The organism is Streptomyces sp. GESEQ-35 (genome assembly GCF_017948485.1).
GTDB lineage: Bacteria > Actinomycetota > Actinomycetes > Streptomycetales > Streptomycetaceae > Streptomyces.
Map to the genome: position 1 here is coordinate 101,239 of NZ_JAFFSX010000003.1, position 13,576 is coordinate 114,814.

The 13,576-nt window shown below is 70.1% G+C and carries 15 protein-coding genes; 5 read left to right on the forward strand and 10 right to left on the reverse strand.

From position 1 onward, the window contains the following. Window positions 1-20: 20 nt before the first annotated feature. Both KCH87_RS07450 and KCH87_RS07455 read left to right on the forward strand, forming a co-directional pair. Window positions 21-917, forward strand: coding sequence for an ABC transporter ATP-binding protein (locus tag KCH87_RS07450; RefSeq protein ID WP_210585104.1), 897 nt, complete (start codon window positions 21-23; stop codon window positions 915-917). Continuing rightward, window positions 914-2,518: an ABC transporter permease gene (locus tag KCH87_RS07455; protein ID WP_210585105.1), complete on the forward strand. Its 1,605-nt coding sequence runs from the start codon at window positions 914-916 to the stop codon at window positions 2,516-2,518. The genes KCH87_RS07450 and KCH87_RS07455 overlap by 4 nt, the downstream gene beginning before the upstream one ends. Before the next feature lie 7 nt (window positions 2,519-2,525). On the opposite strand, the gene KCH87_RS07460 is transcribed toward KCH87_RS07455, so the two are convergent. From KCH87_RS07460 to KCH87_RS07470, 3 genes are all read right to left on the reverse strand, one after another. Beyond that, complete coding sequence (locus tag KCH87_RS07460; protein ID WP_210585106.1) at window positions 2,526-3,122, reverse strand: Uma2 family endonuclease; 597 nt, start codon at window positions 3,120-3,122, stop codon at window positions 2,526-2,528. Between the two features lie 88 nt (window positions 3,123-3,210). Further along, the gene (locus tag KCH87_RS07465; RefSeq protein WP_210585107.1) at window positions 3,211-4,416 is read right to left on the reverse strand and encodes a cytochrome P450; all 1,206 of its coding nucleotides are present in this window, start codon (window positions 4,414-4,416) and stop codon (window positions 3,211-3,213) included. 26 nt (window positions 4,417-4,442) lie between these two features. Further along, on the reverse strand, window positions 4,443-4,880 hold the full coding sequence (locus KCH87_RS07470) for a VOC family protein (protein ID WP_210585108.1): 438 nt from the start codon (window positions 4,878-4,880) through the stop codon (window positions 4,443-4,445). Between the two features lie 147 nt (window positions 4,881-5,027). Here KCH87_RS07470 and KCH87_RS07475 point away from each other — a divergent pair, with 147 nt between their 5' ends. Next, a complete protein-coding gene (locus KCH87_RS07475; RefSeq protein WP_210585109.1) occupies window positions 5,028-6,011 on the forward strand; it encodes a hypothetical protein in 984 nt (327 codons plus the stop codon). Between the two features lie 2 nt (window positions 6,012-6,013). After that, window positions 6,014-6,553 (forward strand): hypothetical protein, encoded by a 540-nt coding sequence (locus KCH87_RS07480; protein ID WP_210585110.1) that lies wholly within the window; start codon window positions 6,014-6,016, stop codon window positions 6,551-6,553. 14 nt (window positions 6,554-6,567) lie between these two features. On the opposite strand, the gene KCH87_RS07485 is transcribed toward KCH87_RS07480, so the two are convergent. Continuing rightward, on the reverse strand, window positions 6,568-6,753 hold the full coding sequence (locus KCH87_RS07485) for a DUF397 domain-containing protein (RefSeq protein ID WP_210585111.1): 186 nt from the start codon (window positions 6,751-6,753) through the stop codon (window positions 6,568-6,570). Then, window positions 6,753-7,604 (reverse strand): helix-turn-helix transcriptional regulator, encoded by an 852-nt coding sequence (locus tag KCH87_RS07490; RefSeq protein ID WP_210585467.1) that lies wholly within the window; start codon window positions 7,602-7,604, stop codon window positions 6,753-6,755. Before KCH87_RS07490 ends, KCH87_RS07485 begins: the two co-directional genes overlap by 1 nt. Window positions 7,605-7,826: 222 nt before the next feature. Between KCH87_RS07490 and KCH87_RS07495 the strand changes: the two genes are divergently transcribed. Next, complete coding sequence (locus tag KCH87_RS07495) at window positions 7,827-8,240, forward strand: ATP-binding protein (RefSeq protein ID WP_210585112.1); 414 nt, start codon at window positions 7,827-7,829, stop codon at window positions 8,238-8,240. 52 nt (window positions 8,241-8,292) lie between these two features. On the opposite strand, the gene KCH87_RS07500 is transcribed toward KCH87_RS07495, so the two are convergent. The 5 genes from KCH87_RS07500 to KCH87_RS07520 form a co-directional block, all read right to left on the reverse strand. Beyond that, a complete protein-coding gene (locus KCH87_RS07500; RefSeq protein ID WP_210585113.1) occupies window positions 8,293-8,958 on the reverse strand; it encodes a response regulator transcription factor in 666 nt (221 codons plus the stop codon). Continuing rightward, window positions 8,955-10,295 carry a histidine kinase gene (locus KCH87_RS07505; protein ID WP_210585114.1) on the reverse strand — a complete coding sequence of 447 codons (1,341 nt, stop codon included), beginning with the start codon at window positions 10,293-10,295 and terminating at the stop codon, window positions 8,955-8,957. Before KCH87_RS07505 ends, KCH87_RS07500 begins: the two co-directional genes overlap by 4 nt. 149 nt (window positions 10,296-10,444) lie before the next feature. Next, on the reverse strand, window positions 10,445-11,344 hold the full coding sequence (locus KCH87_RS07510; protein WP_210585115.1) for an alpha/beta hydrolase: 900 nt from the start codon (window positions 11,342-11,344) through the stop codon (window positions 10,445-10,447). 174 nt (window positions 11,345-11,518) lie between these two features. Further along, window positions 11,519-12,712, reverse strand: coding sequence for a kynureninase (kynU, locus tag KCH87_RS07515; protein ID WP_210585116.1), 1,194 nt, complete (start codon window positions 12,710-12,712; stop codon window positions 11,519-11,521). After that, window positions 12,705-13,544: a tryptophan 2,3-dioxygenase family protein gene (locus KCH87_RS07520; protein WP_210585117.1), complete on the reverse strand. Its 840-nt coding sequence runs from the start codon at window positions 13,542-13,544 to the stop codon at window positions 12,705-12,707. The genes kynU and KCH87_RS07520 overlap by 8 nt, the downstream gene beginning before the upstream one ends. Window positions 13,545-13,576: the final 32 nt, after the last annotated feature.

Genomic DNA, 13,576 nt, shown 5'->3' on the forward strand with positions numbered 1-13,576 from the left:
AGAAGCGTACGTTCTGAACCATGACGAAGGCAATCACCGTCTCCGGACTGCACAAGTCGTTCGGCAAGACGCATGCACTCGACGGCCTCGATCTGGACGTCGAGACCGGTGAGGTCCACGGCTTCCTCGGTCCCAACGGCGCCGGCAAGTCCACCACCATCCGCGTCCTGCTCGGCCTGCTGCACGCCGACGCGGGCGCCACGCAGGTGCTCGGCCGCGACCCGTGGACGGACGCGGTGGAGGTGCACCGCCGGATCGCGTACGTCCCCGGCGACGTGACCCTCTGGCGCAACCTCTCCGGCGGCGAGGTCATCGACCTCTACGGCAAGCTCCGCGGAGGCCTCGACAAGCAGCGCCGCGCCGACCTGATCGAGCGGTTCGAACTGGACCCGACGAAGAAGGGACGGACGTACTCGAAGGGCAACCGGCAGAAGGTCGCCCTGGTCGCCGCGTTCGCCTCGGACGTCGATCTGCTGATCCTGGACGAGCCGACGTCCGGCCTCGACCCGCTGATGGAGGAGGTCTTCCAGCGGTGTGTGGAGGAGGAGCGGGCCAAGGGCCGCACCATCCTGCTGTCCTCGCACATCCTCAGCGAGGTCGAGGAGCTTTGCGACCGGGTGAGCATCATCCGCAAGGGCCGCACGGTCGAGACCGGCTCCCTCGCCGACCTGCGCCATCTGACCCGCACCAGCGTCACCGCCGAACTCGTGGGCGCGCCCAACGGGTTGGCCCGGCTGCCGGGCGTCCACGACCTCGACGTCCAGGACCGTCGCGTCCGGCTCCAGGTCGACACCGACAAGCTCGACGCCGTACTGCGGGCGCTCAGCGAGTCCGGCGTACGGTCGCTGACCTCGACGCCGCCGACGCTGGAGGAGCTGTTCCTGCGCCACTACCAGGACGAGGCGGGCGACCGATGACCGCCACGACGTTCGAGGTACGACCGGGAGGCTCGCGCCAACTGGCGGGCACCGGGACCCTGTTGAGGTTCGCCCTGCGCCGCGACCGGCTGATGATCCCGGTCTGGGTGGCCGTGAACGCACTCATGATCCTCTCCATGCCGAACACGGTGGAGGGCCTGTACTCCACCCCGGCCGACCGCGCCAAGCTGATCGAGGACACCGCGGGCAACGCCTCGTTCCGCGCGCTGATCGGCCCGCTCTTCGACGACTCGACCGGCGCGATCACGGCCTGGCGGGTCGGCGTGTACGCCGGTGCGCTGGCGGCCGTCGTCAGCCTGCTGCTCGCCGTACGGCACACCCGGGACGAGGAGGAGAGCGGCCGTCAGGAGCTGGTGGCGTCCGGGATGGTGGGCCGCCGGGCCTCTCTCACCGCCGCGCTGCTGACCGCGGTGGTCGCCAACGCCGCACTCGCTCTCCTCGTCACGGTCGGCCTCGCCGGGCAGGGCGTCTCCGGGGCCCTGGCCTTCGGGCTGGGGCTGGCCGGCGTCGGCATGGTCTTCGCCACGATGGCGGCGATCGTCGCCCAGTTCACGGAGAGCGCCCGGCTGGCCCGGGGGCTCACGGCGGGACTGCTGGGCGCCGCGTTCGTGCTGCGCGCCGCGGGCGACTCGGCCTCGGACGACGGTTCGTCGGTGCTGACGTGGGTGTCCCCGCTCGGCTGGCTGGAGAACCTGCGGCCGTACGCGGACGAGAGGTGGTGGGTCCTGCTCCTGTTCGTGGCGGCTGCTGTGGTGCAGGGCGTGGTGGCGTACGAACTCGCCGGACGCCGGGACGTGGGCATGAGCTTCCTGCCCGCCCGTCCGGGGCCGGCTTTCGGCCGCCTCGGCACGGCCGGCGCGCTGGCCTGGCGGCTTCAGCGCGGCGGCGTGCTCGGCTGGAGCATCGGCTTCTTCCTCGCCGGCATCGTCTACGGCGGGCTCACCGACGGAGTGGCCGACCTGGTCGGCGACAACGAGAACGCCCGGGAGATCTTTGAGCGCATGGGCGGCCAGTCCGGCATCACGGACGCGTTCCTGGCCTCGATGGTCGGCATGCTGGGCCTGATCGCCGCGCTGTATGTCGTGGCTTCCGTCCTGCGGCTGCACGGCGAGGAGACCTCGCAGCGGGCGGAACCGATCCTGGCGAACTCGGTGGGCCGGCTCCGCTGGGCCGCCGGCCATCTCGTGATCGCCTTCGGCGGCTCCGCACTGATCATGCTGCTCGCCTGGCTGGGCTTCGCGATCGGCTACGGCAAGGAGATCGGCCCGCTGCTGGGCGCCTGTCTGGTGCAGCTCCCGGCGATCTGGGTCATCGGCTCTCTCGCCGTCCTGCTCTACGGCATCCTGCCGCAGGCCGCGATGGCGGCGTGGGGGGTGGCCGGAGCCGTACTGCTGATCGGCTGGGTGGGCCCGGCCCTCGACGCCCCCCAGATCGTGCTGGACCTGTCCCCGTTCGGCCACCTGCCGAAGCTGCCGGGCGGGGGGATGGAGTGGGGGCCGGTGCTGCTGCTCACCGGGATTGCGGGGGTGCTCGTGGCGGCGGGGCTGGCGGGGTTGCGGAGGCGTGACGTGACGAGCTGAGGGCCGGTCAGTTGACGTACTGCTTGAGCTCCTGGGTGTCGAGTTCGATGCCGAGGGGCTCCGGCAGCGAAAGCTTCGCACCGAAGGTCTTCTTGACGGCGCTGCGGTAACCCTCATTGGGGTCCGGATCGCTGTACAGCGTGACCGAGCAGTCGTCCCGATCGATCAGCAGGTAGTACGGGATCCCCGCATCCGCGTATCCGACGGGCTTCTCCTCGCGATCCCGACGATGGGTGTCCGCGTCGTACGAGGTGACCTCGACCGTCATGGCCACGCCCCCGGTGTCGGCCCAGTCGCCCTTCCCCGCGAAGGTTCCCCTGGGCGCGAGCACGGCGTCGGGAAGCGCCCGGCCCTTGCGGTACTTCTCGATCCGTAGGCCCAGCTCTCCGCCGCCGTACAGCCACAACCCGGTGCCCGCCATCAGGAAGCTCTCCTGTAGCCACCTGATGACCTCGCTGTGATTGCCGTCCGTCATGCCCTTGATCCCGACCCGTCCGTTGATGAACTCCAACCTGACGGCGTCGAACTTCTTGGACACGAGTGCGGCGAGCTCCTCGAACTCCTCTACCGACATCTGAGCCGTGTGCTGCGCCATAACCGTCATGGTGCCCTCCTTCGCAGGCGCGCACCAACTTGCCGAGCCCCTCGGGCAACGCGGACCGGATCACCCACTCAATAAGCCGAACGGGTGATCAGCCGATCTCCACGCTCAGCCCCTCCAGCCCCCGGATCACGAAGTTCGGCTTCCTCTCCGGCTCGGCCGTCGAGGTCAGCGTCGGGGCCTTCTCCAGGAGAGCCGTCATGGACGCCGCGAGTTCGATACGGGCCAGGGGCGCGCCGATGCAGTAGTGGATGCCGGCGCTGAAGGAGATGTGCGGGTTGTCCTTGCGGGTGAGGTCGAGGTGCTCGGGGTTCTGGAAGACCTCGGGGTCGTGGTTGGCGGAGCCGAAGAGCATGGCGATCTCGGCGCCACGGGGGATGGTGGTCCCGTCGATCTCGATGTCGTCCAGGACCCAGCGTTCGAAGAGCTGGAGCGGGGTGTCGTAGCGCATCAGCTCCTCGACGGCGGAGGGGATGAGGGAGTGATCCGCGCGGAGGGCGGCCAGCTGGTCGGGGTTGCGGAACAGGGCCCACCAGCCGTTGACCGTGGCGTTCACCGTCGCCTCGTGGCCGGCGTTCAGGAGGAGGACGGCGGTCGAGATCATCTCCTGTTCCGTGAGCCGGTCGCCCTCGTCGTGCGCCTCGATCAGGCCGGAGATGAGGTCGTCGCCGGGCTCCTTGCGGCGCTCGGCGATCAGCTCGTGGAGGTAGTCGGAGAACTCGACCGAGGCCCGCACCGCCTTCGTCGCCGTCTCCTCGGACGGGTTCAGCTCGTACATCCCGCAGATGTCCGCCGACCAGGGGCGCAGAGGGGCCCGGTCGGACTCCGGGATGCCCAGCATCTCGGCGATGACGGCGACGGGGAGCGGTTCTGCGACATCGGCGAGCAGATCACCGCCGCCCCGCTCGACCAGCCCGTCGACCAGTTCCCCGGCCAGCCCGGCCACGTACGACTTGAGCTGCTCCACCGTGCGCGGCGTGAACGCCTTGGACACCAGCCGCCGGATACGGGTGTGGTCCGGCGGCTCCAGATCGAGCATCCCGTGGTCGTTGAGGGTGTGGAACGGCTCGTGCGCGGCCGGGGGCGCCGTCCGTCCGAAGTCCTCGTGCGTGAAGCGGTGCTGGTAGGTCCGCCCCAGCCGGCGGTCCCTGAGCAGCGCCGAGACGTCGGCGTGGTGCGGGACGAGCCACTGGTTCGTGGGCTCGTAGTAGTGCACCCGGCCCGTGGCTCGGAGCTCGCCGTAGGCGGGGTAGGGGTCGGCGAGGAACGCCGGGTCCCAGGGATCGAAGGCTGCCATGAACGGACGCTAGCCCGGCAGACCCCTCACTGACCAGGGCCGAAATCGGGAAGCGTGACCGTGCCGTCCTCGGCGAGCGGGAACCCCGGGTTGTGGGCGACCTCCCAGGCGTGGCCGTCCGGATCGACGAAGGCACTGGAGTAGAACCCGATCTCGTTGACGGCGGCGGGCTTGGTGACGGTGCCGCCTGCTTGCTCGACGACGGCGAGCAACTCGTCCACCTCGGCCTCGGACCGCACGTTGTGCGCGAGCGCGATCCCACCGAACCCGGCCGCCGGCCCCGGCTCCAGCCCGCAGTCCCGCGCGAGCTTCTCCCGACCCCACAGCACCAGCCCCAGCCCGCCCGCCTGGAAGAACACGGTCTCCGCGACCTCCTGCCCCCGCCAGCCCAGGGCCTCGTAGAAGGCCTTGGAGCGGGCGAGATCGGAGACGCCGAGCGTGATCAGGGTGACTCGCTGTTCCATGCCCTCACGGTACGTCCCCCGCGCACGTACCTGTGGCGCGAACTGGCCACGGCCTGAAGGCACTCCGATTCGGTGAATGCTCTCCCATCGCCTGCGGCGCTGGGGACGGAGTGGCACTCTGCGCCCGTGAGACGTCCCAGAATCAGATTGCCCAGACAGCCCCGGCTCGTACGAATAGAGGTCGAGGTCCGGGAACAGAACGGCACCACGACCACGGAGCCTTCAAGCCGTGCGGAGGGAGGGGCCGACGCCGGGGCCGGGGTGAGGGCCAGGTGGGTCGCGGCCGTACGCAAGGCGAAGCTGTGGCTCATACCCGTCCTGGCGGCCGGTTTCGCACTGGCGATCCAGCAGCAGATCGTCGAACTGCCGTCGCGCATCTCGGGGATGTGGTCCCAGGACGGCCACGCCGGGGCCACGTCCGGCCCGGACTTCGCGGCGTCCGTGGAAGTGGTCCGTTTCGACGAGGACGGGGCCTGGTTCGCGACGAGTGGCGACTTCCGGCCCAGCCCGGCGCAGTCCCGTTTCCTGGCGCAGCCGATGTCCTCGGCCTCGAAGAAGTTCGAAGACCTGCTGCGGGCCACGGGGGCGGTCAACATCGGAAAGCAGACGCTTCGTCTCACTCTGACCGGACGGCGCGACCAGCAGGTGAATGTTCTCGATATCCGCCCGGTCATCGCCCGCCGCGCGAGCCCTTTGTCCGGCACGCTCTTCGCCCTGGGGAGTCAGGCGGGATCGCCCACGTTCCAGGTCCTGTACGACCTGGACCGGCCCAACCCCACAGCCCGCAAAGCGGCGATCGACAAGGACACCTCCGAGTGGAGGCCCGGGCCGCCGTTCTTCGCGGGTACCACCATCACACTCCACCGCGACGAGCAGAACGTGGTGATGGTTCGGGCCACGACAGAGCGCTTCTACGTGGCGTTCCGCCTCGACGTGACGTACATGCTCGGCGACCAGAGGAAGCACACGGTGATCGACGACCATGGCCGACCTTTCCAGGTCACCGGCGCCAGCCGCAGCACGGACGACCGGGAGGACTACGGCCGCGTCTTCAGTTGGCAGGGCGACTACTCGATGTGCCAGACCGCGGGGCCGAATCCCGACCCGGCACGACATTGCGAGGGAGGCTGAGCGTGCACCGCGCGACTCGCTCCGGCCGGCTGATGGCCCTCTGCCTCGCCGTGCTGCTACTGCCGGGCTGCGGTAGCGGGGGGAGCACTCCGCGGCCCGACCATGACCGGACGCGGACGGCGGCGCCCTGCCCTGGCGTCAACGTATCCGGGTCCGACGAGGTCGCGACGTTCTACCGCGCCCTGGCTGAGCCGGTCTACAGGGCGGCATGCGCCGGCGACGGCCGCCGCCTGGCCCAGCTGATCGACACCGGTTCCGGCGGGGCACAGCACTTTGAGACCAACGCATGCCAGGGGTGCGACGGAAACGAGATCGTGGCCATGTGGCGGGACGAGTACGGCCTCGACCTGGCCGAGCTCGCACGCCTCCTTGAAACGCCCCCACGCTGGTCGCAGGGAGGCCCGACCTACGTCCGGGGGAATCACCTGGCCTCCCTCAACCGAGGCTGGTCCGGAGTCCCTGCGTTCTGGAGTTCCTTCTTCCCCGATTGCCGTGCGGAGGAGAGCTGCCAGATGTACGCCGAGATCGCCGGCAGCCCCTGACCCGGCCTCCACGCTCATGGTGCGGGCGTGCGCGCCTTGAGGTGCTCGATGAGGGCGGTGAAGGCGGGGGCGGGGAAGGAGAGGGCGGCTCGGAGAGGGGCCTTGGAGTCGCGGATGGCTATTCGGGGGTGCAGTTCCGCGACCTCGACGCAGGTGTCACCGTCGCCGCCGCCGGAGTGCGTGGACTTTCGCCAGTGCATCAGAGTTCCTTCTTCAGGCTGTGGATGAAGTCCCGCGACGCGGCAGGGTCCAGCGACGCTGCCTCAATTTTACGGAACAGTGTTCGAAGCTGTTTCAGCTGGGCCTCCGCATCGATGAATGCGACGCCGGTGGGAGCGTCCCGCAGGCCGGTGTCCAACTGCGGCACTGGACCACCCGCGTACATCATCGAGATTCCGGTGCCGCCGAAGCCGTCCTGGTCGAAGGGGATAACGCGCACAGTTGCGTGGCCCTGCTCGATCTGGTCGAGGATCTGCTGGAGTTGAGCCCGAGCGACACCGCGGTCCGACACCCGGACGCGGAGAGCGCACTCGTGGATGAACGTCTCGTACGGGGTTGGGTTGTCGCCCTCGATCACGGCTCGCCGCATCATCCGGTGCTCCACCCGAGGGGCCAGCTCACTCTCGGGCAGACCGGGGCGCACATACGTATAAACCGCGCGGGCGTAGTCGGCGGTCTGCAACAGCCCCGGAACGTAGGTGATCACGACCTCACGCAGTGACGTTGCATAGTGCTCGGCTTCGGCGGTGTCCTGGAACGCCGGGGGCAGCACTCCCCGGTACTCCTCCCACCAGCCGCGCGCGCGATCGGTCGCCATCGTCACGAGGGCGTCGATCAACACCTCATCCGTGCAGTCGTAGTGACTGGCCAAACGGCGCACGCGCTCCGCACTGACAGCCGCGATGCCCAGCTCTATGTGGCTCATCTGCCCGGAAGTCGAGTTCAGGAGAGCCGCCACCTCCCGAGCCTTCAGACCGGCGGCCTCACGCAGCCTGCGCAGTTCGGTTCCCAAACGCACCTGCCGCGCCGTGGGATTACTCCTCGGTGGCATACACACTCCGCTCCCAACACCCCTGTCAGGGGGCCACGTTCGGGTGCCAGATTACGACAACGAGTTGCAGTGGCACGAATTGGTGCCATACCGTCGGTGACGCGACGCACACGCTGCGGAACACCGGGGTACCGGAAGCGCACCGCTCCGTCCTGCCACGACGGCTGCGGCACTGCCACCGACGCTCCCCTCCAACTCCCCTCGCCCCCACAGGAGTCAGCCATGCCCGAACCCGAACCCGACGCCTGGGAGTACTCACTCCACATCCCCAACGACCCCCGAGCCGTGACCGTCTGCCGCCGCACCCTCCGCCTGATCCTGACCCTGCACGGCCTGATCACCCTCGTCGACACAGCGGAGCTCCTCGCCGCCGAACTGATCTCCAACGCCGTACTGCACACCGACGGCCCCGCCGCCCTACGCGTCCGGTACTCGGCCGGCGTTCTCCGGCTGGCCGCGTGGGACGCGGACCCCGAGCCGCCCGAGCCGCCGAAACCGTTGGCCCACCTCGCCGAGGCCGAGAACGGCCGCGGTCTCGCCCTGATCCGCGCCTGCGCCGACCTGTGGGGGTGGCAGCCGCAGTCAAGGAACGGCAACCGTGGCAAGTACGTCTGGTGCGAACTGGCCGCGGCGTGAGCAGGCAGGGACGAACGCGGCGCTGAAGTCGGCGACTACAGCCGTCCCTTCGTCACCCCGGCGTCACCAACCGCGCCTCATACGCGAACACCGCCGCCTGTGTCCGGTCCCGCAGCCCCAGCTTCACCAGGATTCGGCTGACGTGGGTCTTGATCGTCGACTCGGCCACCACCAGCCGCTCCGCGATCTCCGCGTTCGACAGGCCCTGGGCGATCAGGACCAGGACCTCTGTCTCGCGTTCGGTCAGGTCGCCGTACGCCGCCTGGGCGGACGGCATGAGGCGGGGGGCCTCGGAGAGTTTCGAGAACTCGGTGATCAGGCGCTTGGTTACCGAGGGGGCCAACAGGGCCTCTCCGGATGCCACCACCCGGACACCGTCTGCCAGTTGGCGTGCCGAAGCGTCCTTCAGGAGGAAGCCGGAGGCTCCCGCCCTCAGGGCCTGGTAGACGTATTCGTCCAGGTCGAACGTCGTCAGCACCAGCACCTTCGCCGCGCCGTCCGCCGCGACGATCTCCCGGGTCGCCTCGATGCCGTTCAGCTCGGGCATACGGATGTCCATCAGCACGACGTCCGGGGCGAGTTCACGGACCCGGTCCACTGCCTCCCGTCCGTTGACGGCCTCGCCGACGACCTCGATGTCCGGCATCGCGTTCAGCAGGACCGAGAAGCCCTCGCGGACCATCATCTGGTCGTCCGCGACCAGGACGCGGATGGTCATGCCTCACCTTCGATCACCGCGGAGACCGGCAGGAACACCGCTACCTCGTAGCCGCCGTCGTCGGTACGGGCCGCCGTCATCTCGCCGTTCAGCATGGAGACGCGCTCCCGCATGCCCGTGATGCCGTGCCCGGCGCCGGGGGAGGGCTTGACCAGGGCGGGGGCCGGTGGCGGGCCGTTGACTATGCGCAGGCCCAGGCCGCCCAGGACGTAGCCGATCTCCACGCGGGCGGTTGCGCCGGGTGCGTGGCGGAGGGTGTTGCTCAGTGCCTCCTGGACGATGCGGTACGCCGACAGCTCGACGCCCTGCGGGAGTTCACGCACCGCCCCGGTCACCGTCTTCTCCACGCTCAGGCCCGTGTCCCGCACGTTCGCCAGCAGTGCGTCGAGGTCGGCGAGGGTGGGCTGCGGGGCGTCCGGGGCCTCGTAGTCCTCGGCCCGGACGACGCCCAGGACGCGGCGGAGTTCGGTGAGGGCCGCCACCGCGTTCTCCCTGATGGTGGCGAAGGCGCGCTCCAGCTCCGGCGGCGGGTTCTCCACCCGGTAGGGGGCGGCCTCCGCCTGGATGGCGACGACCGACATGTGGTGGGCGACCACGTCGTGCAGCTCGCGGGCGATCGTCGTGCGCTCCTCCAGCAGCGTGCGCTTGGAGCGCTCGTGCGCGGTCACCGTCTGCTGGGCGGTCACCTCCTGCCGGGCCTCACGGCGGATGTGCCAGACGGTGACGCCCAGGAGGAGCAGGGCGTTGAAGAACAGCATCGGTACGAGGTCCGAGCCGCTGTATCCGTATCCCCCGCCGCCGACGCTCTCCGCCATCAGCCCGTACAGCGCGGTCAGCAGCCACATCCAGGCGGCCGTGCGCGGCCGGGTGCGCAACGCGACGACGTACAGCACCACCGTGTGGCAGATGAAGGTGCCTGGCTGCCACGGCCAGCCGTCCCCGCTGTTGCCGAGCACGGCGGTGACCGGGGTCATGGCCAGCGACAGCCAGAACGCGCCGACCGGCCGGGCCATGGTCAGCAGGATCGGAGCCAGCACACACAGGCCCACGAGCACGTTGCTGTCGGCCGAGCCGACGAACAGCGCGATCAGCCCGGCCCAGACGATCAGGGCGTGCGGCAGCCAGGCCGCGGACTCCCGGATACGGCCGGGCAGTCGCCGGACGATCGGGCCGTCCACGGCCCTACGGGGCAGCGGCCGGTAGGCGAACGCGTCGTGGAACAGGTCCTGCCGCAGCCCGCGCAGGGCGTCCGCGGCCAGTCGGAACTCCGGGCTGCGCGGCTGATACGCATCGAACTCGCCGCCCGGCGGCGTCGGCGTCTGGGTCGTCTCGGTCACGTATAAGACGGTAGAGGTCAATGGGGGTCGCGGTCGTCACCAGCGAGAGGGGTCCTCCGGGATCCGTCTCAGGTACTACGGGTAGCCCCGAGAGCGCCTTTCGCCGCGCTCAAGCCGCCACTACGCGCCGGGGCGCCGAAAAGCCCCTGTCACCACGCCAGTTGGGCGATCTCCTCCGCCACCACCGCGCACGCGTCCGCCGCCGGGTCGATCAGGGGGAAGTGCCCGACGTCCTCCAGGAGCGTCAGGCCCACCACCTCGCCCGCCTTGGCCGCCGCGTCCGCGTAGGACTCGGCCACCGCCTGCGGGACGTCGATGTCGCTGCGGCCCTGGACGAGGGTGGTGGCGATGCCGGTGGGCAGGAGGAGCGACGGGTCCGCGTACGGCTGCCGCTCCGCGAACTTGTCGTCGCCGCCGAGGAGTTGACGTACCGCACCACCGCAGACGTCGAGCTTCTCGGCGATCGCGAAGTCGGCGATCGGGGCGAGGGCGACCACTCCGCGCAGGGGGACGGGGCGCGCCGTACGCCAGGGTGCGTCGTCCGGCAGGAGATGGCGGGCGGCCGCCCACAGGGCCAGATGACCGCCCGCGGAGTGGCCCGTGACCACCATGCGGCGCGGATCGGCATACGGGAGGGTCTCCCGTACGAGCGCGGGGAGCGCGTCCAGGGCGGCCGCCACGTCGTCGAAGGTGTCCGGCCAGCGCCCGGCGACCGGGGCGGTTTCCCCGGTCACCCCGGCCCCGTCCGCTCCGCGCCGGTACTCGACGTTGGCCACCGCGAAGCCGCGCCGGGCCAGGTAGTCCGCGAACGGCGTCATGTGGCGGCGGTCGTACGGGGCTCGCCAGGCGCCGCCGTGCAGGACGACGATCAGCGGGGAGAGGGGGGCCGGGGGCGCGGAGGACGGCGGTTCGGGGGTGCGCGGGGCGTAGAAGTCGATCACCTGGTCGGGGTGGTCGCCGTAGGCCGCGGTGGCGTCGGGGTCGACGGGCGGGTGCGAGAAGGCCGACTCCTCTTCGGCGGCGGCTCGGGCTGCGGCATCGTCCGGCATGCTCCAACCTCTCAGCGACGAAACAGATTTGGCGGACCAGGAGAGAATTCGGCCGTTGGCGGGGACGGTATCAGGCCGGTGACGTGCGCGGACACGGGGATGTCACGCTCGGTTAGGGTTAACGGTTCTGCCGTGCCACCGCACTCACCGCCTTCGACGGATCGCCCCGTTTTGTCACCCGGTTCCGGTGAGCGTCTCCCCCAGCACGCGCGCCGCCCGCTCCACGTCCGCGAACCCGACGTAGAGCGGCGTGAACCCGAACCGCAGCACGTCGGGAGCGCGGAAGTCGCCGACGACGCCCCGCTCGATGAGCCGCTTCATGACGTCCCCGGCGTCGTCACAGCGCAGCGCCACCTGGCTGCCCCGCTCCTCGTGCGCGCTCGGCGTCAGGGACTCGACCCTGCCCTCGGGGACGTACGACGTCACGCACTCCAGGAAGAAGTCCGTCAGGGCGAGGGACTTGGCGCGCACGGACTCGATCGAGACACCGTCCCAGACCTCCAGCGCCGCCTCCAGCGCCAGCATCGAGAGGATGTCCGGCGTCCCGACCCGACCCCGCAGCGCACCCGCCGCCGGTTCGTACGCCGACCGCATGCCGAAGGGCTCGGCGTGGGAGTTCCAGCCGGGCAGCGGGGAGTCGAAGCGGTCCTGAAGCTCACGACGCACATAGAGGTACGCCGGTGAACCCGGGCCGCCGTTCAGGTACTTGTACGTGCAGCCCACCGCCAGGTCGACCCCGTGCTCGTCGAGCCCCACCGGCAGGGCGCCCGCGCTGTGGCACAGGTCCCAGACCGACACGGCGCCGGCCGCGTGGATCGCGGACGTCAGGGACGGCAGGTCGTGCAGCCGGCCCGTCCGGTAGTCGACGTGGTTCAGCAGCACCGCCGCCGTACGGCCGGACAGCGCCCCCGGCACCTCCGCCGGTGTCACCGGCCGCAGCGTGCAGCCCGTCATCCGGGCGGCGGACTGGGCGATGTAGCCGTCCGTGGGGAACGTCGTGGCGTCGACGACGATCTCGTCCCGACCGGAACCGGCCATCCTGACGGCCGCCACAAGTGCCTTGAAAACATTGACACTTGTCGAGTCCCCGACGACGATCTGTCCCGCCGCCGCCCCGACGAGCGGAGCGATCAGGTCGCCGATCCGCTCGGGAGCGGTCCACCAGCCGCTCTCCTCCCAGGAGCGGATCCGCAGCTCGCCCCACTGCCGGCGGACGACGTCCTCGACCCGGCCGGGGACGGGTGCGGGCAGCGCGCCCAGCGAGTTGCCGTCGAGATACACGACCTCGTCGAGCACGAACCGCGAACGCACCCCGGCCAGTTCGTCGGCCGCGTCCAGTTTCCCGGCCCGCATCACCTGCTCAGACATGAGACCTCGCCGTCCACAGCTCGGGAAACACGTTCTTCTGCGCGCGCTTCTCCAGCCAGGCGACCCCGGCGGAGCCGCCCGTGCCGGCCTTGGAGCCCATGGCCCTGCGCGTGGCCACCAGATGATCGTTGCGCCAGCGCCACACCAGTTCGGCGACATCGGTCAACGCCTCGCCCAGCCGGGCGACCTCACTGCCCGCATCGCCCGAGTAGACGGCCGTCCAGGCCGCCTCCACCTCGGGCGACGGCTCGTATCGCAGCGCTACGTCACGCTTCAGGACGGACGACGGGATCGCATGCCCGCGCCGCGCGAGGAACCGCAGAACCTCGTCGTACAGGCTCGGCTCGTGCAGTGCCTTCTCCAGCTCGGCGTGGACACGGGGCGCGCCGCGGTGCGGGACCAGCATGGACGCGGACTTCTCGCCGAGCAGGAACTCCATGCGGCGGTACATGGCCGACTGGAAGCCGGAACCCTCGCCGAGCGCGGAGCGGTACGAGTTGAACTGGGCCGGGGTGAGCTGTCCGAGGGGCTTCCAGGAGGCGTTCAGCGCCTCCAGCTCCCGTACCGAACGCTTCAGCGCGTCGACCGCGACCGGTGTCCGGTCCTCGCGCAGGGCGTGCGCGGCCGTCTCCCACTCGTGGACGATGACGGTGAACCACAGCTCCATCACCTGGGTCGTGACCAGGAAGACCATCTCTCCGGGATCGTCGGAGAGGGTGTGCTGGAGGTGGGTGAGCACGTCCGCCTTGACGTAGTCCTCGTACGGCGTCGTGCCTGCGAAGTCGAGATGCGGGGTCTCGGGCTCCTGCGTTTCGTGAGCCTCGTGGGACATCGCTGTCTCCTGTTGTGTACTCCGGGTAGCGG

What these genes read in the sequence shown, in the direction of transcription:
- KCH87_RS07450 (WP_210585104.1), top strand. Translation starts at nt 21, where the DNA reads ATGACGAAGGCAATCACCGTCTCCGGACTGCACAAGTCGTTCGGCAAG.
- KCH87_RS07455 (WP_210585105.1), top strand. Translation starts at nt 914, where the DNA reads ATGACCGCCACGACGTTCGAGGTACGACCGGGAGGCTCGCGCCAACTG.
- KCH87_RS07460 (WP_210585106.1), bottom strand. Translation starts at nt 3,122, where the DNA reads ATGACGGTTATGGCGCAGCACACGGCTCAGATGTCGGTAGAGGAGTTC.
- KCH87_RS07465 (WP_210585107.1), bottom strand. Translation starts at nt 4,416, where the DNA reads ATGGCAGCCTTCGATCCCTGGGACCCGGCGTTCCTCGCCGACCCCTAC.
- KCH87_RS07470 (WP_210585108.1), bottom strand. Translation starts at nt 4,880, where the DNA reads ATGGAACAGCGAGTCACCCTGATCACGCTCGGCGTCTCCGATCTCGCC.
- KCH87_RS07485 (WP_210585111.1), bottom strand. Translation starts at nt 6,753, where the DNA reads ATGCACTGGCGAAAGTCCACGCACTCCGGCGGCGGCGACGGTGACACC.
- KCH87_RS07490 (WP_210585467.1), bottom strand. Translation starts at nt 7,604, where the DNA reads ATGCCACCGAGGAGTAATCCCACGGCGCGGCAGGTGCGTTTGGGAACC.
- KCH87_RS07495 (WP_210585112.1), top strand. Translation starts at nt 7,827, where the DNA reads ATGCCCGAACCCGAACCCGACGCCTGGGAGTACTCACTCCACATCCCC.
- KCH87_RS07500 (WP_210585113.1), bottom strand. Translation starts at nt 8,958, where the DNA reads ATGACCATCCGCGTCCTGGTCGCGGACGACCAGATGATGGTCCGCGAG.
- KCH87_RS07510 (WP_210585115.1), bottom strand. Translation starts at nt 11,344, where the DNA reads ATGCCGGACGATGCCGCAGCCCGAGCCGCCGCCGAAGAGGAGTCGGCC.
- kynU (WP_210585116.1), bottom strand. Translation starts at nt 12,712, where the DNA reads ATGTCTGAGCAGGTGATGCGGGCCGGGAAACTGGACGCGGCCGACGAA.
- KCH87_RS07520 (WP_210585117.1), bottom strand. Translation starts at nt 13,544, where the DNA reads ATGTCCCACGAGGCTCACGAAACGCAGGAGCCCGAGACCCCGCATCTC.